Source organism: Pantoea sp. UBA5035 (assembly GCF_002415245.1).
GTDB lineage: Bacteria > Pseudomonadota > Gammaproteobacteria > Enterobacterales > Enterobacteriaceae > Pantoea > Pantoea septica.
The window spans coordinates 1-20553 of sequence record NZ_DICD01000006.1 but is presented as its reverse complement, the minus strand read 5'-3'; the positions used below and the strand labels follow the sequence as shown (position 1 = coordinate 20553).

Annotated in this window: 19 protein-coding genes; 11 read left to right on the top strand and 8 right to left on the bottom strand. The window is 60.8% G+C overall.

Annotation, left to right across the window (positions count from 1 at the left end):
• Positions 1–88: 88 nt before the first annotated feature.
• From yrfG to pckA, 4 genes are all read left to right on the top strand, one after another.
• Positions 89–751, top strand: coding sequence for a GMP/IMP nucleotidase (gene yrfG, locus B3229_RS03935; protein WP_033792598.1), 663 nt, complete (start codon positions 89–91; stop codon positions 749–751).
• A 12-nt stretch (positions 752–763) separates the two neighbouring features.
• Positions 764–1171 (top strand): ribosome-associated heat shock protein Hsp15, encoded by a 408-nt coding sequence (hslR, locus tag B3229_RS03930; protein WP_048781646.1) that lies wholly within the window; start codon positions 764–766, stop codon positions 1169–1171.
• A gap of 19 nt (positions 1172–1190) precedes the next feature.
• Positions 1191–2063, top strand: a complete 873-nt coding sequence (gene hslO / locus B3229_RS03925; protein ID WP_286868843.1) for an Hsp33 family molecular chaperone HslO — start codon at positions 1191–1193, stop codon at positions 2061–2063.
• 279 nt (positions 2064–2342) lie between these two features.
• Positions 2343–3962, top strand: a complete 1620-nt coding sequence (pckA, locus tag B3229_RS03920; RefSeq protein WP_286868842.1) for a phosphoenolpyruvate carboxykinase (ATP) — start codon at positions 2343–2345, stop codon at positions 3960–3962.
• Positions 3963–3999: 37 nt separating this feature from the next.
• Here the strand turns inward: pckA and envZ are convergent, their stop codons facing one another.
• Positions 4000–5358 carry a two-component system sensor histidine kinase EnvZ gene (envZ, locus tag B3229_RS03915; RefSeq protein ID WP_033753116.1) on the bottom strand — a complete coding sequence of 453 codons (1359 nt, stop codon included), beginning with the start codon at positions 5356–5358 and terminating at the stop codon, positions 4000–4002.
• The gene (gene ompR / locus B3229_RS03910) at positions 5355–6074 is read right to left on the bottom strand and encodes a two-component system response regulator OmpR (protein WP_001157751.1); all 720 of its coding nucleotides are present in this window, start codon (positions 6072–6074) and stop codon (positions 5355–5357) included. The genes envZ and ompR overlap by 4 nt, the downstream gene beginning before the upstream one ends.
• 531 nt (positions 6075–6605) lie before the next feature.
• On the opposite strand from ompR, the gene yjbE reads away from it, so the two are divergent.
• The 4 genes from yjbE to B3229_RS03890 all read left to right on the top strand — a co-directional run bounded on the left by yjbE (position 6606) and on the right by B3229_RS03890 (position 11730).
• Positions 6606–6845 carry an exopolysaccharide production protein YjbE gene (gene yjbE, locus B3229_RS03905; RefSeq protein WP_033753126.1) on the top strand — a complete coding sequence of 80 codons (240 nt, stop codon included), beginning with the start codon at positions 6606–6608 and terminating at the stop codon, positions 6843–6845.
• Positions 6846–6999: 154 nt separating this feature from the next.
• Positions 7000–7476 carry a transcription elongation factor GreB gene (greB, locus tag B3229_RS03900; RefSeq protein WP_048781651.1) on the top strand — a complete coding sequence of 159 codons (477 nt, stop codon included), beginning with the start codon at positions 7000–7002 and terminating at the stop codon, positions 7474–7476.
• 100 nt (positions 7477–7576) lie between these two features.
• Complete coding sequence (locus B3229_RS03895; RefSeq protein WP_286868835.1) at positions 7577–9904, top strand: Tex family protein; 2328 nt, start codon at positions 7577–7579, stop codon at positions 9902–9904.
• A 134-nt stretch (positions 9905–10038) separates the two neighbouring features.
• On the top strand, positions 10039–11730 hold the full coding sequence (locus B3229_RS03890) for an alpha-amylase family glycosyl hydrolase (RefSeq protein WP_286868832.1): 1692 nt from the start codon (positions 10039–10041) through the stop codon (positions 11728–11730).
• Here the strand turns inward: B3229_RS03890 and B3229_RS03885 are convergent, their stop codons facing one another.
• Positions 11731–12000, bottom strand: a complete 270-nt coding sequence (locus tag B3229_RS03885; protein WP_033753138.1) for a YdgH/BhsA/McbA-like domain containing protein — start codon at positions 11998–12000, stop codon at positions 11731–11733. It lies immediately after the preceding gene.
• A 169-nt stretch (positions 12001–12169) separates the two neighbouring features.
• Positions 12170–12946, bottom strand: coding sequence for a pimeloyl-ACP methyl ester esterase BioH (gene bioH, locus B3229_RS03880; protein ID WP_286868829.1), 777 nt, complete (start codon positions 12944–12946; stop codon positions 12170–12172).
• Positions 12947–12982: 36 nt separating this feature from the next.
• Between bioH and gntX the strand changes: the two genes are divergently transcribed.
• Both gntX and nfuA read left to right on the top strand, forming a co-directional pair.
• Positions 12983–13663 (top strand): DNA utilization protein GntX, encoded by a 681-nt coding sequence (gene gntX / locus B3229_RS03875; protein WP_286868826.1) that lies wholly within the window; start codon positions 12983–12985, stop codon positions 13661–13663.
• A 58-nt stretch (positions 13664–13721) separates the two neighbouring features.
• Positions 13722–14297 (top strand): Fe-S biogenesis protein NfuA, encoded by a 576-nt coding sequence (gene nfuA / locus B3229_RS03870; protein ID WP_033753146.1) that lies wholly within the window; start codon positions 13722–13724, stop codon positions 14295–14297.
• Positions 14298–14339: 42 nt separating this feature from the next.
• On the opposite strand, the gene malQ is transcribed toward nfuA, so the two are convergent.
• From malQ to glpE, 4 genes are all read right to left on the bottom strand, one after another.
• Positions 14340–16412, bottom strand: a complete 2073-nt coding sequence (malQ, locus tag B3229_RS03865; RefSeq protein ID WP_286868823.1) for a 4-alpha-glucanotransferase — start codon at positions 16410–16412, stop codon at positions 14340–14342.
• Positions 16413–16623: 211 nt separating this feature from the next.
• Positions 16624–17382, bottom strand: a complete 759-nt coding sequence (locus B3229_RS03860) for a DeoR/GlpR family transcriptional regulator (RefSeq protein WP_033753150.1) — start codon at positions 17380–17382, stop codon at positions 16624–16626.
• 32 nt (positions 17383–17414) lie between these two features.
• Positions 17415–18239 carry a rhomboid family intramembrane serine protease GlpG gene (gene glpG, locus B3229_RS03855; protein ID WP_286868911.1) on the bottom strand — a complete coding sequence of 275 codons (825 nt, stop codon included), beginning with the start codon at positions 18237–18239 and terminating at the stop codon, positions 17415–17417.
• Positions 18240–18272: 33 nt separating this feature from the next.
• The gene (gene glpE / locus B3229_RS03850; protein ID WP_033753152.1) at positions 18273–18599 is read right to left on the bottom strand and encodes a thiosulfate sulfurtransferase GlpE; all 327 of its coding nucleotides are present in this window, start codon (positions 18597–18599) and stop codon (positions 18273–18275) included.
• A gap of 227 nt (positions 18600–18826) precedes the next feature.
• On the opposite strand from glpE, the gene glpD reads away from it, so the two are divergent.
• A complete protein-coding gene (gene glpD / locus B3229_RS03845) occupies positions 18827–20335 on the top strand; it encodes a glycerol-3-phosphate dehydrogenase (RefSeq protein ID WP_048785944.1) in 1509 nt (502 codons plus the stop codon).
• Positions 20336–20553 lie beyond the last annotated feature (218 nt).

Genomic DNA, 20553 nt, shown 5'->3' with positions numbered 1-20553 from the left:
CCGCCCGGCCAGTTCCGCCGGCGCCCTGCCCTTTCCCGCCTCTTTCTGTGCTACCCTGTCGCCCGCTTTTTATCGGAGAACCTGCCTGATGACGCTGAACTGGGCGCAAATCGATACCGTGCTGCTCGATATGGACGGCACGCTGCTGGACCTGGCGTTCGACCGCCATTTTTGGCTGGAGCATGTGCCGCTAACGCTGAGCGAAACGCGCGGCATTACACTGGCGGAAGCCGAGGCGCTGATCGCCGGAAAGTACCAGGCAGTGGCGCATACGCTAAACTGGTATTGTCTGGACTACTGGGCGGCGGAGCTGGCGCTGGATATTCGCGCCATGACCTATGCGAAGCGGAGCCTGGCGGCGATGCGCGAAGATACGGTGCCCTTTTTGCAGGCGCTGCGTCGGGCAGGAAAACGCACCATTCTGCTGACCAACGCTCATCCTTATAACCTGGATATCAAACTGGCGCAGACCGGCCTTGCGCCGCACCTTGATTTATTACTTTCCACCCATACCTTTGGGTATCCGAAAGAGGACCCGCGCTTGTGGCAGGCGGTGGAGCAGCATACCGGATTTGATCGTCCGCGAACGCTGTTTATTGATGACAACGAGACCATTCTCGACGCAGCCAAAAGCTGGGGCATCGGCTGGTGTTTAGGCGTCAGCAACCCCGACTCCGGGCGTCCCGATCAGGTCTTCCAGCGTCACGCGGCGGTCCGCGACTATCGCACCCTGTGCAGCGCGCTGGCGTAAACGGGAGCAGCAATGAAAGAGAAAAGCAGCGAAGGCGTGCGCCTCGATAAATGGCTCTGGGCGGCGCGCTTCTACAAAACGCGCTCGCTGGCGCGCGACATGATTGAAGGCGGCAAAGTGCACTATAACGGCCAGCGCAGCAAGCCGAGCAAGCTGGTCGAGCTGGAGGCGGAGCTGACGCTGCGCCAGGGCAACGACGAGCGCACCGTGATCGTCACCGCGCTGAGCGATAAGCGCGGTCCGGCCGAAGCGGCGCAGCAGCTCTACAGCGAAACCGCCGCCAGTATTGAAAAACGGGAAAAGGTGGCGCTGGCGCGTAAAATGAACGCGCTCACCATGCCGCATCCCGATCGCCGCCCCGATAAAAAAGAGCGCCGCGATTTGATGAAATTTAAATTAACGGGCGACGACCAGGCCTAGCCCCAACGAGAGAAAATTTATGTCCGTACAAGATCAACTGCATCGTTACCTGTTTGAGAATGTGGCCGTGCGCGGCGAGCTGGTGAATGTCAGCCACACCTGGCAGGAAATCATCAAAAACCATGACTATCCGGCCCCGGTGCAGACGCTGCTCGGCGAGCTGCTGGTCGCGACCAGCCTGCTGACCGCCACGCTGAAATTCGACGGCGACATCACGGTGCAGCTGCAGAGCGACGGCCCGCTCTCGCTGGCGGTCATCAACGGCAATAACCGCCAGGAGCTGCGCGGCGTAGCGCGCGTGAAGGGCGAAATTCCAGCGGACGCCACCCTGAAAAGCATGGTCGGCACCGGCTATCTGGCGATCACCATTTCGCCGGAAAAAGGCGAGCGCTATCAGGGTGTGGTAGGCCTGGAAGGCGAGACGCTGGCCGCCTGTCTGGAAGACTATTTTATGCGCTCCGAGCAGCTGCCGACCCGCCTGTTTATTCGCACCAATGAAAAAGGCGCCGCAGGTATTCTGCTGCAGGTGCTGCCGGCGCAGGATACCCAGACCGAAGACTTTAACCACCTGGCGACGCTGACCGAAACCGTGAAGAGCGAAGAGCTGATCGACCTGCCGGCGACCGACGTCCTGTGGCGCCTCTATCATCAGGAAGAGGCGACGGTATTCGATCCGCAGCCGGTGAGCTTTAAGTGCACCTGCTCGCGCGAACGCTGCGGCGAAGTGCTGAAAACCCTGCCTCAGCACGAAGTCGACGAGATTATCGAAGAGGATGGCCAGGTCGACATGCACTGCGACTATTGCGGCACGCACTACGTCTACGACGCGGTCGACATTGCGGCGATCCGCAAAGGCGGCGCGGAAGGCGAAAACAGCGACAGCATCCACTGATTTATCCCCGGGCGGCTTTGCCGCCCTTTCCCCTCCCCGCTATATCCCCTTAATTTACAAAGTAAAATAACCCAATTGCGCGAACTTTAGTTTCAAAAGCGGCTCTTTTTGCTGCTTAACGCGCCCTGGTTCGCATTTCTGACGGACAACGCTTTTCCCACAGGCTCAGAAGAGTACACTGCGCGCGATCGTGCATCCGCCCAGCAGCAGGGGAGCGGCGTGCGCGGCACTTATAACTATTCGCCTGTGCAGTACCAAAACGATTTAAGGAGCAGTCACATGCGCGTTACCGGCCTGACCTCGCAAGATCTTGCCGCTTTGGGCATCGAGGGCACCACCGAAGTGGTCCACAACCCCGATTTCGATACGCTGTTTACCGAAGAACTCCGTCCCGAGCTGGAAGGTTATGCGCGCGGCACCCTGACGCAAAGCGGCGCAGTGGCGGTCGATACCGGCATTTTTACCGGTCGCTCGCCTAAGGATAAATATATCGTCCGTGACGACACCACCCGCGACACGCTGTGGTGGAACGATCAAGGAACAGGCAAAAACGACAACCAGCCGCTGTCGCAGGAGACCTGGCAGCAGCTGAAGGCCTGCGTGACCGAACAGCTTTCCGGCAAGCGTCTGTTTGTGGTCGACGCGTTCTGCGGCGCCAATGCCGATTCACGCCTCAGCGTGCGCTTCGTCACCGAAGTGGCCTGGCAGGCGCATTTCGTCAAAAACATGTTTATTCAGCCGAGCGAAAGCGAGCTGGCCGCCTTTAAACCTGACTTTGTGGTGCTGAACGGGGCGAAATGCACCAACCCCAACTGGCAGGCGCAGGGGCTACACTCGGAAAACTTCGTGGCGTTCAACCTGACCGAAGGGATGCAGCTGATCGGCGGCACCTGGTACGGCGGCGAGATGAAGAAAGGGCTGTTCGCGGTGATGAACTATCTGCTGCCGCTGCGCGGCATCGCCTCGATGCACTGCTCGGCCAACGTCGGCAAAGCGGGCGACGTCGCGGTATTCTTCGGTCTGTCCGGCACCGGCAAAACCACGCTTTCCACCGATCCGGAACGCCAGCTGATTGGCGACGACGAGCACGGCTGGGACGACGACGGCGTTTTCAACTTTGAAGGCGGCTGCTACGCCAAGACCATCAAACTCTCTGAGCAGGCGGAGCCGGAAATCTATCGCGCTATCCGCCGCAATGCGCTGCTGGAGAACGTCGTGGTGCGCGAAGATGGCAGCGTCGATTATGACGACGACAGCAAGACCGAGAACACCCGCGTCTCCTACCCGATCGATCATATCGACAATATCGTGCGTCCGGTGTCGAAAGCGGGCCACGCGAAGAAAGTGATTTTCCTGACCGCCGACGCTTTCGGCGTGCTGCCGCCGGTGTCGCGCCTGACGCCTGAGCAGACGCAGTATCACTTCCTCTCCGGCTTTACCGCCAAGCTGGCGGGCACCGAGCGCGGCGTGACCGCGCCGACGCCTACCTTCTCAGCCTGCTTCGGCGCCGCGTTCCTGACGCTGCATCCGACCCAGTATGCCGAGGTGCTGGTGAAGCGCATGCAGGCCGCGGGCGCGCAGGCGTACCTGGTCAATACCGGCTGGAACGGCAGCGGCAAACGCATTTCGCTGAAGGATACGCGCGCCATTATCAACGCGATTCTGGCTGGCGAACTGGACGACGCCGAAACCGAGACGCTGCCGGTGTTCAACCTGCAGGTGCCGAAAGCGCTGGGTCAGCTCGACGCCGCCACGCTCGATCCGCGCAGCAGCTGGGATAGCGAGGAGAAGTGGCTGGAAGCGGCGCGCGATCTGGCGCAGCGCTTCATCACCAACTTCGAGAAGTATACCGACAACGCGGCGGGCGCCGCGCTGGTTAAAGCCGGTCCGGTACTGTAAGCCTTCGGGCGCGGCGATCGCCGCGCCCGCTTGCTGCTCAGCTCTGCGCCGCGCCGTTGCTGCTCGGCGCACTCTGCTCCGTTAGCGGCAGCCAGGCGCGAATGCGCAACCCGCCGCGCTCGCTCTCGCCAATTTCCAGCGATCCCTGATGCGCATCGATAATGCGCTGCACAATCGCCAGCCCAAGGCCGGTGCCGCTGGTGCTGCGCGCGCTGTCGCCGCGTACAAAGGGCTGTAGCAGGTGCGTCAGCTGTTCCGGCTTGATGCCTGGACCGTCATCCTCAACCTGAAACCACGCGCGATGCAGTTCACGACCGCTGCTTACTTTGATCCAGCCGTTGCCGTAGCGCGCCGCGTTCACCACCAGGTTCGCCACCGCGCGCTTGATCGACAGCGGGTTGATATCCAGCATCAGCTCTTCCGGCATCACGGCGTTCTCAATCTCGCGCTCGTAGCCGCTTTCCGCCGCCACCACTTCGCCCAGCACGCTGTTGAGATCGGCGCGCTCGGTCTGGATCTCCTGGCCGGTGCGCAGATAGTCGATGAACTGCTCGATAATGGCGTTGCACTCTTCGATATCTTTATTGATCGACTCGGCGAGATAGCCATCCTCCTCGCCCATCATCTCGGTAGCGAGACGAATGCGCGTCAGCGGCGTGCGCAGATCGTGGCTGACGCCCGCCATCAACAGCGTGCGGTCGTCCGCCAGCTGCTTAACGCCGGAGGCCATCTGGTTAAAGGCGCGCGTCACCGAACGCACCTCCGAGGCGCCATACTCGCGCAGCGGCGGCGGAATAATGCCCTTACCGACCTGCAGCGCCGCGTGCTCCAGATCCACCAGCGGCCGGTTCTGAATGCGGATAAACAGCCAGGCGCCGCCAATCGCCAGCAGCATAATCGCCAGCGTGTAGCGGAACAGCGGTGAGAAGTCGCCCTGATGAATTTCGGTTAGCGGCACGCGCACCCAGATGTCAGGCGACAGCCAGGTTTTCAGCCACACCACCGGCGAGTTTTTATTGACCTCGACGCGCACGTCGGTCGGCCCACCAAGCTGCTGGCCCATCTGCTCGCTCAGGAATTCATAGTGCTGCGCCCAGCGCAACCCGCTCTCTTCAGCTGCCGCGTTGGTATACAGCGAAATCCCCAGCTCGCGGTAGATCTCGCGGCGAAACGCGGGCGGCACTTCCAGCTGCGTGCCGTCTTCCAGCTGCAGCCGGTCGGTCATCAACATGCGCACTTCATACGCCAGCACCTTGTTGAACTGCTGCAGGCTGGGAAGAATGGCGAAGTTGAGCACCACCAGATAGGTCGTCACCAGGCTGACGAACAGCAGGGTCACGATCAACAGCAGGGTGCGGGCAAACGAGCTGCGAGGCGAGAAGCGCAGTCGCCTCATGCTTTAGAACCGTCCGGCACGAATACGTAGCCCAGGCCCCAGACCGTCTGGATATAGCGCGGATGCGCCGGATCTTCTTCCACCATGCGGCGCAGGCGCGAGATCTGCACGTCGATGGAACGCTCCATCGCGCTGTATTCGCGTCCGCGCGCCAGGTTCATCAGCTTGTCGCGCGACAGCGGTTCGCGCGGATGGCTGACCAGCGCCTTCAGCACCGCGAACTCGCCGCTGGTGAGCGGCATCGGCTCATCTTCGCGGAACATTTCGCGCGTGCCGAGATTCAGCTTGAACTTGCCGAATGCGATTACCGCCTCTTCCTGCGAAGGGGCGCCCGGTAGCTCGTTGGCCTGACGACGCAGCACGGCGCGAATGCGCGCCAGCAGCTCGCGCGGGTTGAACGGCTTCGGAATATAGTCGTCGGCGCCGATCTCCAGCCCAACGATACGATCGACCTCTTCGCCTTTCGCCGTCACCATAATGATCGGCATCGGGTTGCTCTGGCTGCGCAGACGACGGCAAATCGACAGGCCGTCTTCGCCCGGCAGCATCAGATCCAGCACCATCAGATGAAAGGATTCACGGGTCAGCAGACGATCCATCTGCTCGGCGTTGGCGACGCTGCGCACCTGAAAGCCCTGCTCGGTGAGATAGCGTTCCAGCAGCGCACGCAAACGCATATCGTCATCAACGACCAGAATTTTGTAGTTCTCTTGCATTTTCTACTCCCAAAGGCGCCATTGCCTGAGCCGATATTGTTAAAAAAAGTTGTCTGTCTGTGACAGTCATTAATGGTTTATATTCTAGCCGAAATTGTTACAAAGCATATTAAACAGGAGCTTATCTTTAATTTTATCGCTGCCTTCCGGGCAAAATCACATTCTTAAGCGGCGTTTGTCACCGTTACGGCAAATCTGAAAGTCGGGCGTTTTTTCTCGCCATCGGCGGCCGCAAAATCGCGCCCTGGATTAATCAAACTTGCAGATCAACCAGTTAACGCGCAATTTGACTTTAGCGCCATTCGTCGCCTGACGTAGCGGCCGCGATTCCAGTCAACTCAGCTGGCCGACAGCATAAAATATCAGCCTTTACGCGCCGTGCCGCAGGCTTCTCTCGGATTTGCGCCATTTTTACCGTGATTCAGACCACTCAAAAATAAAGCCCGATAAATCAATTAGTAAAGCTATCTTTCCGCCTTATGTGAATTGCACCACACTGCTTCCACTCGCTTCACTACAGGGAAAGCAATAATGAAAAAAACGTTGTTAGTGCTGGGTGCGCTGGCCACCCTCGTTCTGAATCCGGCTTTAGCGGCGACCGCAACCGGCGAGGCCGCCGGCGCGCAGGCGTCGACCACCGCGCAGGGCAACTCTAACGCTATCGGCGTCGGCGCCGTAGCTGCGCTGCTCGGCGTGGCGCTGGCGACCGCTGGCGGCGGCGACAAAGGCACCTCCTCTTCAACCACCACCTCAACCGTGGCGGGAAAATAACGATTTAAGCCGTTTTCTCTTTTTGAACCTGCCCCTTTCGCCACCGGGGAACGACACAAAGGGTTTTCACCGTTGAAAACCTGTTCCCCGACTCTTTTTTGCCGCGCCTGCTTTGCTTTACACTGCCTGCTTTTCCGCTTCTGAGTCGCTACGCATGAAAACCCGACTGATCACCCGTGAAGGCTTTGACAAGCTGAAGGCCGAGCTCGACTATCTCTGGCGCGAAGAGCGTCCCGAGGTGACGAAGAAAGTGACCTGGGCCGCCAGCCTCGGCGATCGCAGCGAAAACGCCGACTACCAGTACAACAAAAAACGCCTGCGCGAAATCGATCGCCGCGTACGTTATCTGACAAAAAGCCTCGAGTCGCTGCGCATCGTCGACTATTCGCCGCAGCAGGACGGCAAAGTCTTCTTCGGCGCCTGGGTAGAGGTAGAGAATGACGAGGGCGAGGTCAAACGTTTCCGCATCGTCGGCTACGACGAGATTTTCGGCCGCAAAGACTACATCTCTATCGACTCGCCGATGGCGCGCGCGCTGCTGAAAAAAGAGCCGGGCGACGCCGTGACGGTAGAGACGCCGCTGGGTCCCGCGCTCTGGTACGTCAACGAGATCTCCTATCCGGACGCCTGATTCAGAATATCGCTGAAAGCCGGCCCCATCGCTGGCAATTTCACTTTTCAGTCCGTATAACTGTCCCCTGTTTTTTAACCCTGTAAGCAAGACAGAATCGATGATGAAAGATCTCAGCCACATTATTGCCAGTGAGCTGCAGGCGCGTGCGGAGCAAGTTGAAGCCGCCGTGCGTCTGCTGGACGAAGGGAACACCGTGCCGTTTATCGCACGCTATCGTAAAGAGGTGACCGGCGGTCTGGACGACACCCAACTGCGCCAGCTGGAGACGCGTCTCGGCTACCTGCGCGAACTGGAAGATCGCCGCCAGTCGATTCTGAAGTCCATTAACGATCAGGGCAAACTCACCGACGAACTCGCCAGCGCCATTAACGCCACGCTGAACAAAACCGAACTCGAAGACCTCTACCTGCCCTATAAAGTCAAGCGCCGCACCCGCGGCCAGATCGCCATTGAAGCCGGTCTGGAGCCGCTGGCCGAGAGCCTGTGGCAGGACGCGTCGCAGGATCCCGAACAGCTGGCCGCGCAGTATGTCGATGCCGATAAAGGCGTCGCCGACGTGCGCGCCGCGCTGGACGGCGCACGCTATATCCTGATGGAGCGCTTCGCCGAAGACGCCGCGCTGCTGGCGAAGGTGCGCGACTACCTGTGGAAAAACGCACATCTGGTGTCGCGCGTGGTGGAAGGCAAAGAGCAGGAAGGGGCTAAATTCCGCGACTACTTCGATCATCACGAAGCGCTGCACAGCGTGCCGTCGCACCGCGCGCTGGCGATGCTGCGCGGCCGTAACGAAGGCGTGCTGCAGCTCTCCCTGAACGCCGATCCACAGTTCGACGAGCCGCCGCGCGAAAGCTACGGCGAAACGCTGATCGCCGAGCATCTTAACCTGCGCCTCAACGGCGCGCCCGCCGACGCCTGGCGCAAGGCGGTGGTGAGCTGGACCTGGCGCATCAAGGTGATGCTGCATCTGGAGACGGAGCTGATGGGCACGGTGCGCGAGCGCGCCGAAGACGAAGCGATCAACGTGTTCGCCCGCAACCTGCACGATCTGCTGATGGCGGCGCCGGCGGGCATGCGCGCTACGATGGGCCTCGATCCCGGCCTGCGTACCGGCGTGAAGGTCGCGGTAGTGGACGCCACCGGCAAGCTGGTCGCGACCGATACCATCTATCCGCATACCGGCCAGGCGGCCAAAGCCGCTACCGTGGTCGCCGCGCTCTGCGCGAAACATCAGGTTGAGCTGGTGGCGATCGGCAACGGCACCGCCTCGCGCGAGACAGAGCGCTTCTTCCTGGAAGTACAGAAACAGTATCCGCACGTTACCGCACAGAAAGTGATCGTCAGCGAAGCGGGCGCTTCGGTCTATTCCGCCTCGGAGCTGGCGGCGCTGGAGTTTCCGAACCTCGACGTCTCGCTGCGCGGCGCGGTCTCTATCGCGCGACGCCTGCAGGATCCGCTGGCGGAGCTGGTGAAAATCGATCCGAAATCGATCGGCGTCGGCCAGTATCAGCATGACGTCAGTCAGAGCCAGCTGGCGAAGAAGCTGGACGCGGTGGTGGAAGACTGCGTCAACGCGGTCGGCGTCGATCTCAATACCGCCTCGGTGCCGCTGCTGACGCGCGTCGCCGGTCTGACGCGCATGATGGCGCAGAATATCGTGAGCTGGCGTGACGAAAACGGCCGCTTCCAGAATCGCCAGCAGCTGCTCAAGGTGAGCCGTCTCGGCCCCAAAGCCTTTGAACAGTGCGCGGGCTTCCTGCGCATCAACCACGGCGACAACCCGCTCGACGCCTCGACGGTGCACCCGGAAGCCTACCCGGTGGTGGAGCGTATCCTGGCGGCGACCGAGCAGGCGTTACAGGATCTGATGGGCAACCCTACCAGCCTGCGCAACGTTAAGGCGGTCGACTTTACCGACGAGCGCTTCGGTCTGCCGACCGTCACCGACATTATCAAAGAGCTGGAAAAACCGGGCCGCGACCCGCGCCCTGAGTTTAAAACCGCGCAGTTCGCCGAAGGGGTCGAAACCCTTAACGATCTGCTGCCGGGCATGGTGCTGGAAGGCGCGGTGACCAACGTCACCAACTTCGGCGCCTTTGTCGATATCGGCGTGCATCAGGATGGCCTGGTGCATATCTCCTCGCTCTCGGACAAATTTGTCGAGGATCCGCATCAGGTGGTGAAAGCGGGCGATATCGTGAAGGTGAAAGTGCTGGAGGTCGATCTGCCGCGCAAACGTATCGCGCTCACCATGCGTCTGGATGAGCAGCCAGGCGACAGCAGCGCGCGCAGCAGCGCCCGCAGCGCGCCGCGCGACGGTACGCGTCCGGCCGGCGGCGCGAAGCCGCGCGCGCGTCAGAACAGCCAGCCCGCAGGCAACAGCGCGATGGGCGATGCGCTGGCGGCGGCGTTCGGCAAAAAACGCTAAACCCTGCACGCGCCCGACTTATTCTGGGTCGGGCGCGCGTAACCTCCTCTGTAAAGTTGAAAATCCCTCTCTTAACGCTACGCTGAAAACACGCCTGCATAAAAAACAACCCGGGACGTGGCACCCAATTCGCGATGGAAACGATCACAGCGCTGCTCGATAAAATCTATGCCGATACCTTTCCTCAGGCGGCGCGTGAGCGCCTGCTGAGCCATATCGCCGCCGCGCGCGACGCGACTAAGCTGCCGCGCAAGGCGCACTGGGACGAACAGGACGTGGTGCTGATCACCTACGCCGATCAGTTCCGCGAAGCGGAGGTGCCGACGCTGCAAAGCTTCTCCCGCTTTTACCAGCAGCATCTGCAGTCCACCTTTCCGCTGGTGCATCTGCTGCCCTTTTTCCCCTACTCCTCCGACGACGGCTTTTCCGTCATCGATTACCATCAGGTCAACCCGCTGTGCGGCGACTGGCCGGATGTCGGCAGGCTGCATCAGGAAACGCGCCTGATGTTCGACTTCGTCTGCAACCACATGTCGGCGCACAGCGCCTGGTTTAAACACTATCTGGCGCTCGATCCCGGCTGGGACGACTTCTTTATCAGCATGCCGCCCGCCACCGATCTCAGCGGCGTAACGCGGCCGCGCACCTCGCCGCTGCTGACGCCGTTCGAGATGGCGAACGGCGAAATGCGCTTTATCTGGACCACCTTCAGCGCCGATCAGATCGATCTTAACTTCGGCAATCCCGAGGTGCTGATCCGCATGGTGGAGGTGCTGCTCGACTACCTGCAAAAAGGGGCGGACTATGTGCGCCTCGACGCCGTCGGCTATATGTGGAAAACGCCCGGCACGCGCTGCATCCATCTGGAAAAAACCCATTTGCTGGTGAAGTTGTTCCGCGCCATTGCCGACCTGGTCGCGCCCGGCACGGTGATCATCACGGAAACCAACGTGCCGCATAAAGACAACGTCAGCTACTTCGGCGACGGGCATGACGAAGCGCAGATGGTCTATCAGTTTTCCCTGCCGCCGCTGGTGCTGCACGCCATCCATTCCGGCTCCGGACGCGCGCTGCGCCAGTGGGCGGGCGCGCTGGAGCCCGGCAAAGGCGGCACCACCTTCTTTAACTTTCTCGCGTCGCACGACGGCATCGGGCTTAATCCGGCGCGCGGCATTCTCTCCGAGGTGGAGATTGTGGCGTTGGTGCGCGACCTGGCGCTGGAGGGCGCGTTGGTCTCCTATAAAAACAATCCCGACGGCACCACCAGCCCCTATGAGATCAACGTCACCTATCTCGACGCCCTGAATCATCAGAACGACGACGACGATACGCGCCTGCGCCGTTTCCTGCTGGCGCACGCGATTCTGCTGGCCTTCCCCGGCGTGCCCGCTATCTATATTCAGAGCATCCTCGGCTCGCGCAACGACTACGAGGGCGTAAAAGCCGCAGGTCACAATCGCGCCATCAACCGCCAGAAGTTCGACCTGAAGATGATTGAAGCGGCGCTGGCGGACGGCGACAGCCTGCGCCATGCCATCTATACCCGTCTCAGTCGGCTCATCCAGCTGCGCACGCGCCAGCCCGCTTTTCATCCCGATAATCCGATGAGGCTCTACGACAGCGACAACGCGCTACTGGTGCTGAGGCGTCACGATCCGCAGCAGGAAGATGGCGGCCTGCTGTGCGTGTTTAATCTGAGCGCAAAAACGGTGGAGGCGAAGCTGCCAGAGGCGCGGCTTTTTCAGGATGTGATCACAGAGAGGAAAATTGATGGCACCCAGCCACTTACGCTGGATGCCTGGCAGTTTGTCTGGCTGCGTAGCTGATTACTTGTAGACTTCCGCGGTGGCGCTGAATTTACCGTGTTCACGGCCCGCGATCACCAGGAAGTATTTTCCTCCTTTTTCATCAGCCTGTTTAGAAAGTTCGCGTTTGGCGTCCATTGGCGAGGTGGTTTCCGCCGTGGTGTTCACCGTACCGATCTTCTGAAGATTCATTTTTTTCACTTCTTCTTTGGTCACTTCCTTGGCCGCAACCGCCGAAAACGACACTGCGCCCATTACCATTGAAGCTACAACCCATTTCATCACCTTCATTACAGTACCCCTCATTCATTTCCGTTATGTGAGATGTAAGCAGACGCCGGATGCGTCAGGCGAGATGGAACGGCATCATCCTCTCCCTGGATAATTCACATCATTAAGCGGCCATGCCTACCCGAAAAGTATTGTCGCTGATGAGAAAATTGCCAGCTTAGCGGCCGGTTTAACGGCAAAACTCCTGTCTGAAATCAAGAATATGCTGGCAGAAGGCGTCCGGGTGCGAAATAAAGGGCGCGTGCGCGGCTTTTTCCATCACTATGGAAGGCGAAGCGGGCAGCGCGGCGTCGAGCAATGAGGCGATACGACGCGGTACCAGACCGTCCAGCGCGCCATAGAGACGTAAAAACGGCATTTCGATGCGCGGCAGCCGATCGCGCAGATCGACCTCGCGCAGGATTGCCAGCCCACTATCCAGCACCACCACCGGCGGTATCGGCTGCGCCAGCACCACCTCTTTTAAGCGGCGCGCATCCTGCCGCGCGCTGTCGGTGCCCAGCGTCTGCAGCGCCAGGAAGCGCTCGACGGTGCGCTGGAAATCGCTGTTAAGCTGCGCGCGAAAGGTCGCCAGGGTCTCCGGCTTGATGCCTGGCCACTCCTCGCCAGCGGTAAAACAGGGCGAAGAGGCGACGCTGATCACTCCCGCTATCTGCTGCGGCGCGCGCAGCGCCAGTTCGGTCGCCACCAGCCCGCCCAGCGACCAGCCCAGCAGCAGCGCGCGCGGCGGTAAATGCGGCAGCAGCCGCTGCGCCATCTCCGCCAGCGAAAGCGCGCCGAACGCCTGACTGCGGCCATAGCCCGGCAGATCGACCAGGTGCAGGCGAAAATGGGGGCTGAGTCGCGGCACGATGCTTTGCCACACCTCGGCGTTCAGGCCCCATCCGTGCAGCAGCACAAGATCCACATTCCCTTCTCCGCAGGTGCGCCAGTAAAGCGAGGTCATCAGTTACTATCCCGTAAAAAGGTTAAGGAGGCCGCTATGCTACCAATGCCCACCCTCTGTTGGCTATGCCAGCTGCCGCTGCGCGTCGCGGCGCATGGATTATGCAGCGTCTGCCTGCGCGCCCTGCCGCCGCTGCCGATCCTCTGTCCGCGCTGCGGCCTGCCGGCCGGATCTCCCCGCGTCGCCTGCGGCCGCTGTCTGCGTTCGCCGCCCGCCTGGCAGGCGCTGGTCTGCGTCAGCGGCTATCAGCCGCCGCTGCGCCGCTGGGTGCATCAGCTGAAGTTTTGCCGCATAACCGCACTCAGGGTGATGCTGGCGCGTCTGCTTTTGCTAAGCTGGCTAAACGCTCACCGCACACGCGGGCTGATGCGCCCGGATTTGCTGCTGTGCGTGCCGCTGCATAAAAGCCGCGCCTGCCGACGCGGCTACAATCAGGCGGCGCTGCTGGCGCAGCCGCTGGCGCGCTGGCTGGGCTGCGAATTTCGCGACGGCGTCCGCCGCAGGCGGCGCGGCGCGCTGCAGCACCGACTGCGCGCCTCACAGCGTCGCGGCAACGTGCGCGGCGCCTTCCGCCTTGAAATCGCCGTGCGCGGGCGCCATATCGCGCTAATAGATGATGTGGTGACAACGGGTCATACCGTGGGAGAGATCAGCCGCATTTTGCTGGCGCATGGCGCGGCCAGCGTACAAATCTGGTGCCTGTGCCGTACCTTGTAGAGCGTCGGTGATGGGCGTATTATAACCAACTAAATTAGTCAACTATTGAGCAATTGCCATGATCCGAATTACAGACTCTGCCCAGGAGCACTTCTCTAAACTGCTATCAAAACAGGAAGATGGCACCCAGATTCGCGTATTCGTCATTAACCCGGGTACGCCAACCGCCGAGTGCGGCGTCTCTTACTGCCCGCCAGACGCGGTAGAAGCGACCGACACGGAGCTGAAGTTCGAGAAGCTTTCAGCCTACGTTGACGAACTGAGCGCGCCCTACCTCGAAGACGCTGAAATCGACTTCGTCACCGACAATCTCGGTTCGCAGCTGACGCTGAAAGCGCCGAACGCCAAAATGCGTAAAGTCTCTGACGACGCGCCGCTGGCGGAGCGCGTCGAGTATCTGCTGCAGGCGCAGATCAACCCGCAGCTGGCCGGTCACGGCGGTCGCGTGTCGCTGATGGAGATTACCGACGACGGTTTCGCCATCCTGCAGTTCGGCGGCGGCTGTAACGGCTGCTCGATGATCGACGTCACCCTGAAAGACGGCATCGAGAAAGAGCTGCTGGCCGCTTTCCCGGACCTGAAAGGCGTGCGCGATCTCACCGAGCACCAGCGCGGCGAACACTCCTACTACTAATCGCCCTGCGCGCGACAGTCAGCGACTGTCGCGCGCCGTTCGCTACTCCCCTTTGCGCGTCTGACTCACCGCCTTCAATAGCTTCGTCACCGCTTTATCCGTAAAGATCGTCTCCAGCGGCTGCGCCAGCTTGCGTCGCCAGTTGGGATATTGATCGACGGTGCCGGGCACGTTCACCGGCGTAGTCATCCCTATCCAGTCTTCAGGCTGCAGCCCCAGCAGCGCGCTGCCGGTCGCGGCGAGAAACTTATGCATCGCCAGATTAAGCGCGGGCGTCATCGCCAGCTTGTCCGCCTGACGCGCGCTGCGCGCCGGCATCGCGCCCGCCTGATGCAGCGCATCCAGCAGCGCCTGTTTCTGTTTCGCTCGCTGTTCATGCAGCGACTGCAGCACCTCTTTGCCGGGATAGAGCTTGAGCTTTTCTCCCAGCGCGAAATCGCCCGCGTTCCAGAAGCCGGTTAGCGTCGGCAGATCGTGCGTGCTGGCGCTGGCGATCGACTGACGCGGATAGTCGCCGGGCAGGCGATAGCTGCCGTCGCGCTGCTGCTCGAACCACATCACCTTCCATGAGAAAACGCCGCTGGCGCGCAGCAGGCCGACGATTTCCGGCGGTACCGTGCCGAGATCTTCGCCGATAACCATGCAGCGATGCCGCTGGCTCTCCAGCGCCAGAATGCCCAGCAGATCATGCACCGGATAGCTGACGTAGGCGCCTTTATCGGCGGTCTCCCCTTTCGGCACCCACCATAGCCGCAGCAGCGCCATCACGTGATCGATGCGCAGCGCGCCGCAGTCACGCATATTGGCGCGCAGCATGTCGATAAAAGGCTGATAGCCACGCGCGCGCATCACGTGCGGATCCATCGGCGGCAGGCCCCAGTTCTGTCCCAGCGGTCCGAGGCGATCCGGCGGCGCGCCGACCGACGCTTCCAGCCGATAGAGCTCAGGATCGTGCCAGGTCTCCGCGCTGCCCTCCGCCACGCCTACCGCCAGATCGCGATAGAGCCCCACCGTCATCTTCAGCGCCTGGCTGCGCGCCCAGCACTCGGCGAACTGGTTTTGCGCCAGCCACTGCAGCCACTGCCAGAAGGCGATCTCCTCTTCGTGGGTTTCGCACCAGCGCTGTACCTCAGGCGACTGGCTGTTGCGCCAGCTTTCCGGCCAGGCCGGCCAACCCCAGGCGTCCGCATCTTCGGCGCGGCGCTCCGCCTGCAGGCCATCGTAGGCCGCCTGATAGCGCAGGCTGTCACCGCCGTCGCTTACAAACGCGGCGAACGCCTGCCGCTGCGCGTCATCTTCCGCGCGCAGGCTGAACTGCGCCCAGGCGTGACGCAGCGCGGCAAGCTTCAGCGCCATCACCGTGGCGTAATCGACAAATTCGCTCTCGCGCGCTTTTGCCAGCGCGCGCTGGGTTTTCGCCGCTTTCCACCACTTTTGCGCCGCCGCGCTCTGCTGGAAATCCTCCAGCTGCGCCACGCTGATATAGATAATGTTCAGCCAACGGCGCGACGAGGGGCTGTAAGGGCTGGCAAAATCGGGCGTCGCGGGGTAGAGCGCGTGCAGCGGATTAAGCCCGACAAAGTCGCCGCCCTGCTGCGACACCTGCTCCAGAAGCTGCTGCAGATCGCCGAAATCGCCGATGCCCCAGTTATCGGCGGAGCGCACGGTATAGAGCTGCACCAGCGCCCCCCAGCGCTTCTCGCCATTGCGCAGCGGTGCCGGCAGCCAGCAGCGGCGCGGCGTCAGGATAATGCGCGTCTGCCACTCTTTCTTGCCCTTGCTCAGCGTCAGCTGGTGATAGCCATGTCCGAGCGGCGAAGGCAGCATAAAAGGCTGGCCTGCCTCCAGTTCGCCGCTAAACTCGCGGCCCTTTTCGCTGTGCAGCCGCCACTGATAGCGGCCGCGCCCTTCCGGATTAAGCTGGCGCGCCGCGCCGCCGCTAAAAACCTGCACCGGCGGCAGCGGCGCGCCCTTCTCTTTTTGAGCATCGCCCATTACCGCGAGCAGCGCCGTTTTGGTTTCGTCGCCGATCGCTTCCGGTTCGCCTTTGGCGTTGGTATAGGTCAGGGAGATTCCGGCGGCGACTGCCGCGCGATCCAGTGCGCTCTCTTTCATGCTGTCCCCTTAGCGTCTTGATCCAAAGCCGTTGAGTTGCGGTGTGATGAACGTCTGCGCACAGGCAAACTGAGCATTAAGTAAAGACGGCAGTGGGGAAAAAATCGACAGGAAACAAAGAAAAAGGCTGGCTGGCAAGGAAAGAGGCGAGCGATACAGCCCAGGTTAAGGCGATAACGCTCGCGACAGCTCAGGGACTAAAGCTGCTTAATCAGCAGAGTTCGAGTTGCACCTCATGCTGCTCGATCACCTTCATAATGCTGGCGGGCGGCTGCTTGTCGGTATAAAGCTGGTCGATCAGCCCCATATTGCCGAGATTCACCATCGCGTTGCGGCCGAATTTCGAATGGTCGACCACCAGCATCACGCAGCGTGAGTTTTCGATAATGGCGCGCTTGGTGCGCACCTCGTGGTAGTCGAACTCCAGCAGCGACCCGTCCATATCGATGCCGCTAATGCCGAGAATGCCGTAATCGAGGCGGAACTGAGAGATAAAGTCGAGCGTCGCTTCGCCCATAATGCCGCCGTCGCGCGTGCGCACCTCGCCGCCTGCAATAATCAGCCGAAAATCGGGCTTGCACATCAGCAGCGTCGCCACGTTGATATTGTTGGTCACCACGCGCAGATTTTTATGATTCAGCAGCGCATAGGCCACCGCTTCTGGCGTGGTGCCGATATCGATAAATAAGGTCGCGCCGTCTGGAATTTCGCTGGCGACGCGTTCGGCGATGCGCGCTTTCTCCGCCGACCACATCATCTTACGTTCCTGCCAGGCGGTATTTTCAGAGCTGGAAGGCAGCGCCGCGCCGCCGTGATGACGCTGAATTTTATTCTGATCGGCGAGGTCGTTGAGATCGCGGCGGATGGTTTGCGGGCTTACCTCAAAATGTTCTACCAGCTCTTCGGTACTGACATATCCCTGACGCCGGACCAGATCGATAATGGCGTCATGACGTTGCGTCTGCTTCACATTACTCTCCTGTTTTCTTTTCTTATCCGGCGCTAACGGCGCCGCACTGCACGGGTATCGACAAACGCCATCGCCAGCCCGACCAGCAGACCGGCGACGTGAGCGCCGTTGGCGATAGCGAGCCCGAACGCGCCATACCAGCCGATTACCAGCCACACGATAGCAAAACCAATCAGTCCGCGTTCCAGATAGACGCCGCTCTCAGGGTCGCGCTCGCCGCGCAGCCAGCAGTAGCCCATCAGCGCATAGACCACGCCCGACATACCGCCGAACCAGATGCCGCTAAATTTCGCCTGTACGAAGCCGCTGAGCAGCGCCGAGATCAGCATAATCACAAACAGCTTGCCGCTGCCGAGACGCTTCTCCACCGCGCCGCCGAGATACCACCACCACATCAGGTTAAACAGGATATGCAGCAGCGAAAAGTGCAGCAGCGCATGGCTGAACCAGCGCCATACCTGGAGATACTGGCCTGGGCCGTCCGGCCAGCTTAGCCACAGCAGCACCGTCTGATCGCCAAAAATCTGCATCAGGATAAACACCGCGATACAGGCAAAAAGCACGGTCATGGTGAGCGGACCGGCGCGATCGCGAATATTGCCCCACAGGTTGCTGCGCTCGTAGCGCAGGCCGCTTTTGGTGTCGCCGGTATGCCAGCTTGCGGCCTGATAGCGAGGATGGTCCGGCTGGCGCACGAACTGCTGAAGTTCGTTTTCGACCATTTCAAGTCGGCTCTCGTCATCGAGCAGAATAACGTAATGACCATCCTGTTCGATGCGCAGCGCGACGCCGCGCGTCGCCATATAGTCGACGAACGCCTGCGCCATGCGCGGGTTATTAAACTGGGTAATGCGCACCATTAATCACTCTCCTTGTTCATCGGGCGCGGCTCACTCGCCGCCGGCGACAACCTGGGTCGGAAACGCGGCGCGCCAGGCGTCGAAGCCGCCGTCGATACTGTAGGCGGCGCTAAAGCCCTGGCTCAGCAGATATTGCGCGGCGCCTTTGCTGCTGTTGCCGTGGTAGCACATCACCAGCACCGGCAGCTCGCGGCTGGCGCTGGCCAGAAAGGCGTTAAGGTTGCCGTTGCTGAGGTGCAGCGCGTTTTCCGCATGGCCGAGCGCGAAGCTCTGCGGATCGCGAATATCGACCAGCTGCGCGCCTTGCGCCAGATGCTCGCTGGCCTGCTGAACGTTAATGCATTCGAAGGTTTCCATGATTCTCTCGTTAAGACGACACAATTACCGCCTAGTGTAACCCGATAAGCAGCCCCAATAACCTGACAAAGCGTCCGGGTTTGTATTTATTTCTCAACAAGAATGTTAGCTATATCACGCAAAAATGTTTTTACCGCGTTAAACACTGGCATCAATGTTGGTTTGCGATTATGATTATGCTCGAAAACGAACATTAATGAACTATTCCGAACATCGGAGGAGATGACGTGGAAACCAAAGACCTGATCGTGATCGGCGGCGGCATCAACGGTGCCGGCATTGCAGCAGACGCTGCAGGACGCGGCCTGTCAGTGCTGATGCTGGAGGCGCGGGACCTGGCTTGCGCGACCTCTTCCGCCAGTTCAAAGCTGATTCACGGCGGCCTGCGCTACCTCGAACACTATGAATTCCGTCTGGTCAGCGAAGCGCTGGCCGAGCGCGAGGTGCTGCTGAAGATGGCGCCGCATATCGCTTTCCCGATGCGCTTCCGCCTGCCGCACCGTCCGCATCTGCGCCCGGCATGGATGATTCGCGCTGGCCTGTTTTTATACGATCACCTGGGCAAGCGCACCAGCCTGCCGGGCAGTAAGAGCCTGCGTTTTGGCGCGGATTCGGCCCTCAAGCCGGAAATCACGCGCGGATTCGAATATTCCGACTGCTGGGTAGACGATGCCCGTCTGGTGGTACTGAACGCGCAGGAAGTAGTGAAGCGCGGCGGCGACGTCCGCACCCGCACCCGCGTGACGCGCGCCTGGCGCGAAAGCGGCCTGTGGATGGTGGAAGCGGAAGATGTCGACAGCGGCAAAACTTATACCTGGCGCGCCAAAGCGCTGGTGAACGCGGCAGGTCCGTGGGTAAAACAGCTGTTTGACGACGGCCTGAAGCTGAAATCCCCGTACGGCATCCGCCTGATTAAAGGCAGCCATATCGTGGTGCCGCGCGTGCATAACGAGAAGCAGTCCTACATCCTGCAGAACGAAGACAACCGTATCGTGTTCGTTATTCCCTGGATGGATGACTTCTCGATTATCGGCACCACCGACGTCGAGTACAAAGGCGATCCGAAGAACGTCAAAATCGACGACAGCGAAATCGACTACCTGCTTAAAATTTACAACAGCCAATTTAAAAAGCCGCTGGTGCGTGACGATGTGGTCTGGAGCTACTCTGGCGTGCGTCCACTATGCGACGACGAGTCCGATTCGCCGCAGGCGATTACCCGCGACTATACGCTGGACGTGCGCGACGACAACGGCCAGGCGCCGCTGCTGTCGGTGTTTGGCGGCAAGCTGACCACCTACCGTAAGCTGGCGGAGCATGCGCTGGAGAAGCTGACGAAGTATTTCCCCAATGCTGGTCCGGCATGGACGAAAAACTGCGTGCTGCCGGGCGGCGATATCGCCGGTACGCGTGAAGATTACGCCGCCAGCCTGCGTCGTCGTTATCCGTTTATCACCGAAGGTATGGCGCGTCACTTCGCCCGCACCTACGGCAGCAGCACCGAGACGCTGCTCGACGGCGCGACGCGCCTTGAGGATCTGGGCGAAAACTTCGGTCACGACTTTTATGAAGCCGAGCTGCGCTATCTGGTGCAGAACGAGTGGGTGCGCGAGCTGGATGACGCGATCTGGCGCCGCACCAAGCAAGGGATGTGGCTGAACGAAGCGCAGCAGGCGCGCGTGGCGGAGTGGCTGGCGACGCACAGCCAGAAGCCTAGCCTGTCGCTGGCGAGCTAAATAAGATCAACGGGGCTTCGGCCCCGTTTTTTTTGCCTGGTGCGCAGGCGGGCGCTGAGCGGGTTCTGCCCGCCAGGCGGCTTAAGTCTGCTACGCGAACAGGCTCTGAGCGGGTTTCGCCCGCCAGCGAGTTGGCCTGCTGTGCAGGCGGGACTGAGCGGGTTCCGCCCGCCAGGCGGCAGGGAGTTTCAGCCGCTCCGCTGCTGGCGTGCGTGTTA

Bases quoted from the DNA above. Each gene is read 5' to 3' on its own strand.
- nfuA (WP_033753146.1), top strand. From the start codon at position 13,722: ATGATCCGAATTACAGACTCTGCCCAGGAGCACTTCTCTAAACTGCTA.
- yrfG (WP_033792598.1), top strand. From the start codon at position 89: ATGACGCTGAACTGGGCGCAAATCGATACCGTGCTGCTCGATATGGAC.
- hslO (WP_286868843.1), top strand. From the start codon at position 1,191: ATGTCCGTACAAGATCAACTGCATCGTTACCTGTTTGAGAATGTGGCC.
- yjbE (WP_033753126.1), top strand. From the start codon at position 6,606: ATGAAAAAAACGTTGTTAGTGCTGGGTGCGCTGGCCACCCTCGTTCTG.
- envZ (WP_033753116.1), bottom strand. From the start codon at position 5,358: ATGAGGCGACTGCGCTTCTCGCCTCGCAGCTCGTTTGCCCGCACCCTG.
- malQ (WP_286868823.1), bottom strand. From the start codon at position 16,412: ATGAAAGAGAGCGCACTGGATCGCGCGGCAGTCGCCGCCGGAATCTCC.
- ompR (WP_001157751.1), bottom strand. From the start codon at position 6,074: ATGCAAGAGAACTACAAAATTCTGGTCGTTGATGACGATATGCGTTTG.
- B3229_RS03895 (WP_286868835.1), top strand. From the start codon at position 7,577: ATGATGAAAGATCTCAGCCACATTATTGCCAGTGAGCTGCAGGCGCGT.
- B3229_RS03885 (WP_033753138.1), bottom strand. From the start codon at position 12,000: ATGAAGGTGATGAAATGGGTTGTAGCTTCAATGGTAATGGGCGCAGTG.
- greB (WP_048781651.1), top strand. From the start codon at position 7,000: ATGAAAACCCGACTGATCACCCGTGAAGGCTTTGACAAGCTGAAGGCC.
- glpE (WP_033753152.1), bottom strand. From the start codon at position 18,599: ATGGAAACCTTCGAATGCATTAACGTTCAGCAGGCCAGCGAGCATCTG.
- hslR (WP_048781646.1), top strand. From the start codon at position 764: ATGAAAGAGAAAAGCAGCGAAGGCGTGCGCCTCGATAAATGGCTCTGG.
- bioH (WP_286868829.1), bottom strand. From the start codon at position 12,946: ATGACCTCGCTTTACTGGCGCACCTGCGGAGAAGGGAATGTGGATCTT.
- B3229_RS03890 (WP_286868832.1), top strand. From the start codon at position 10,039: ATGGAAACGATCACAGCGCTGCTCGATAAAATCTATGCCGATACCTTT.
- gntX (WP_286868826.1), top strand. From the start codon at position 12,983: ATGCTACCAATGCCCACCCTCTGTTGGCTATGCCAGCTGCCGCTGCGC.
- pckA (WP_286868842.1), top strand. From the start codon at position 2,343: ATGCGCGTTACCGGCCTGACCTCGCAAGATCTTGCCGCTTTGGGCATC.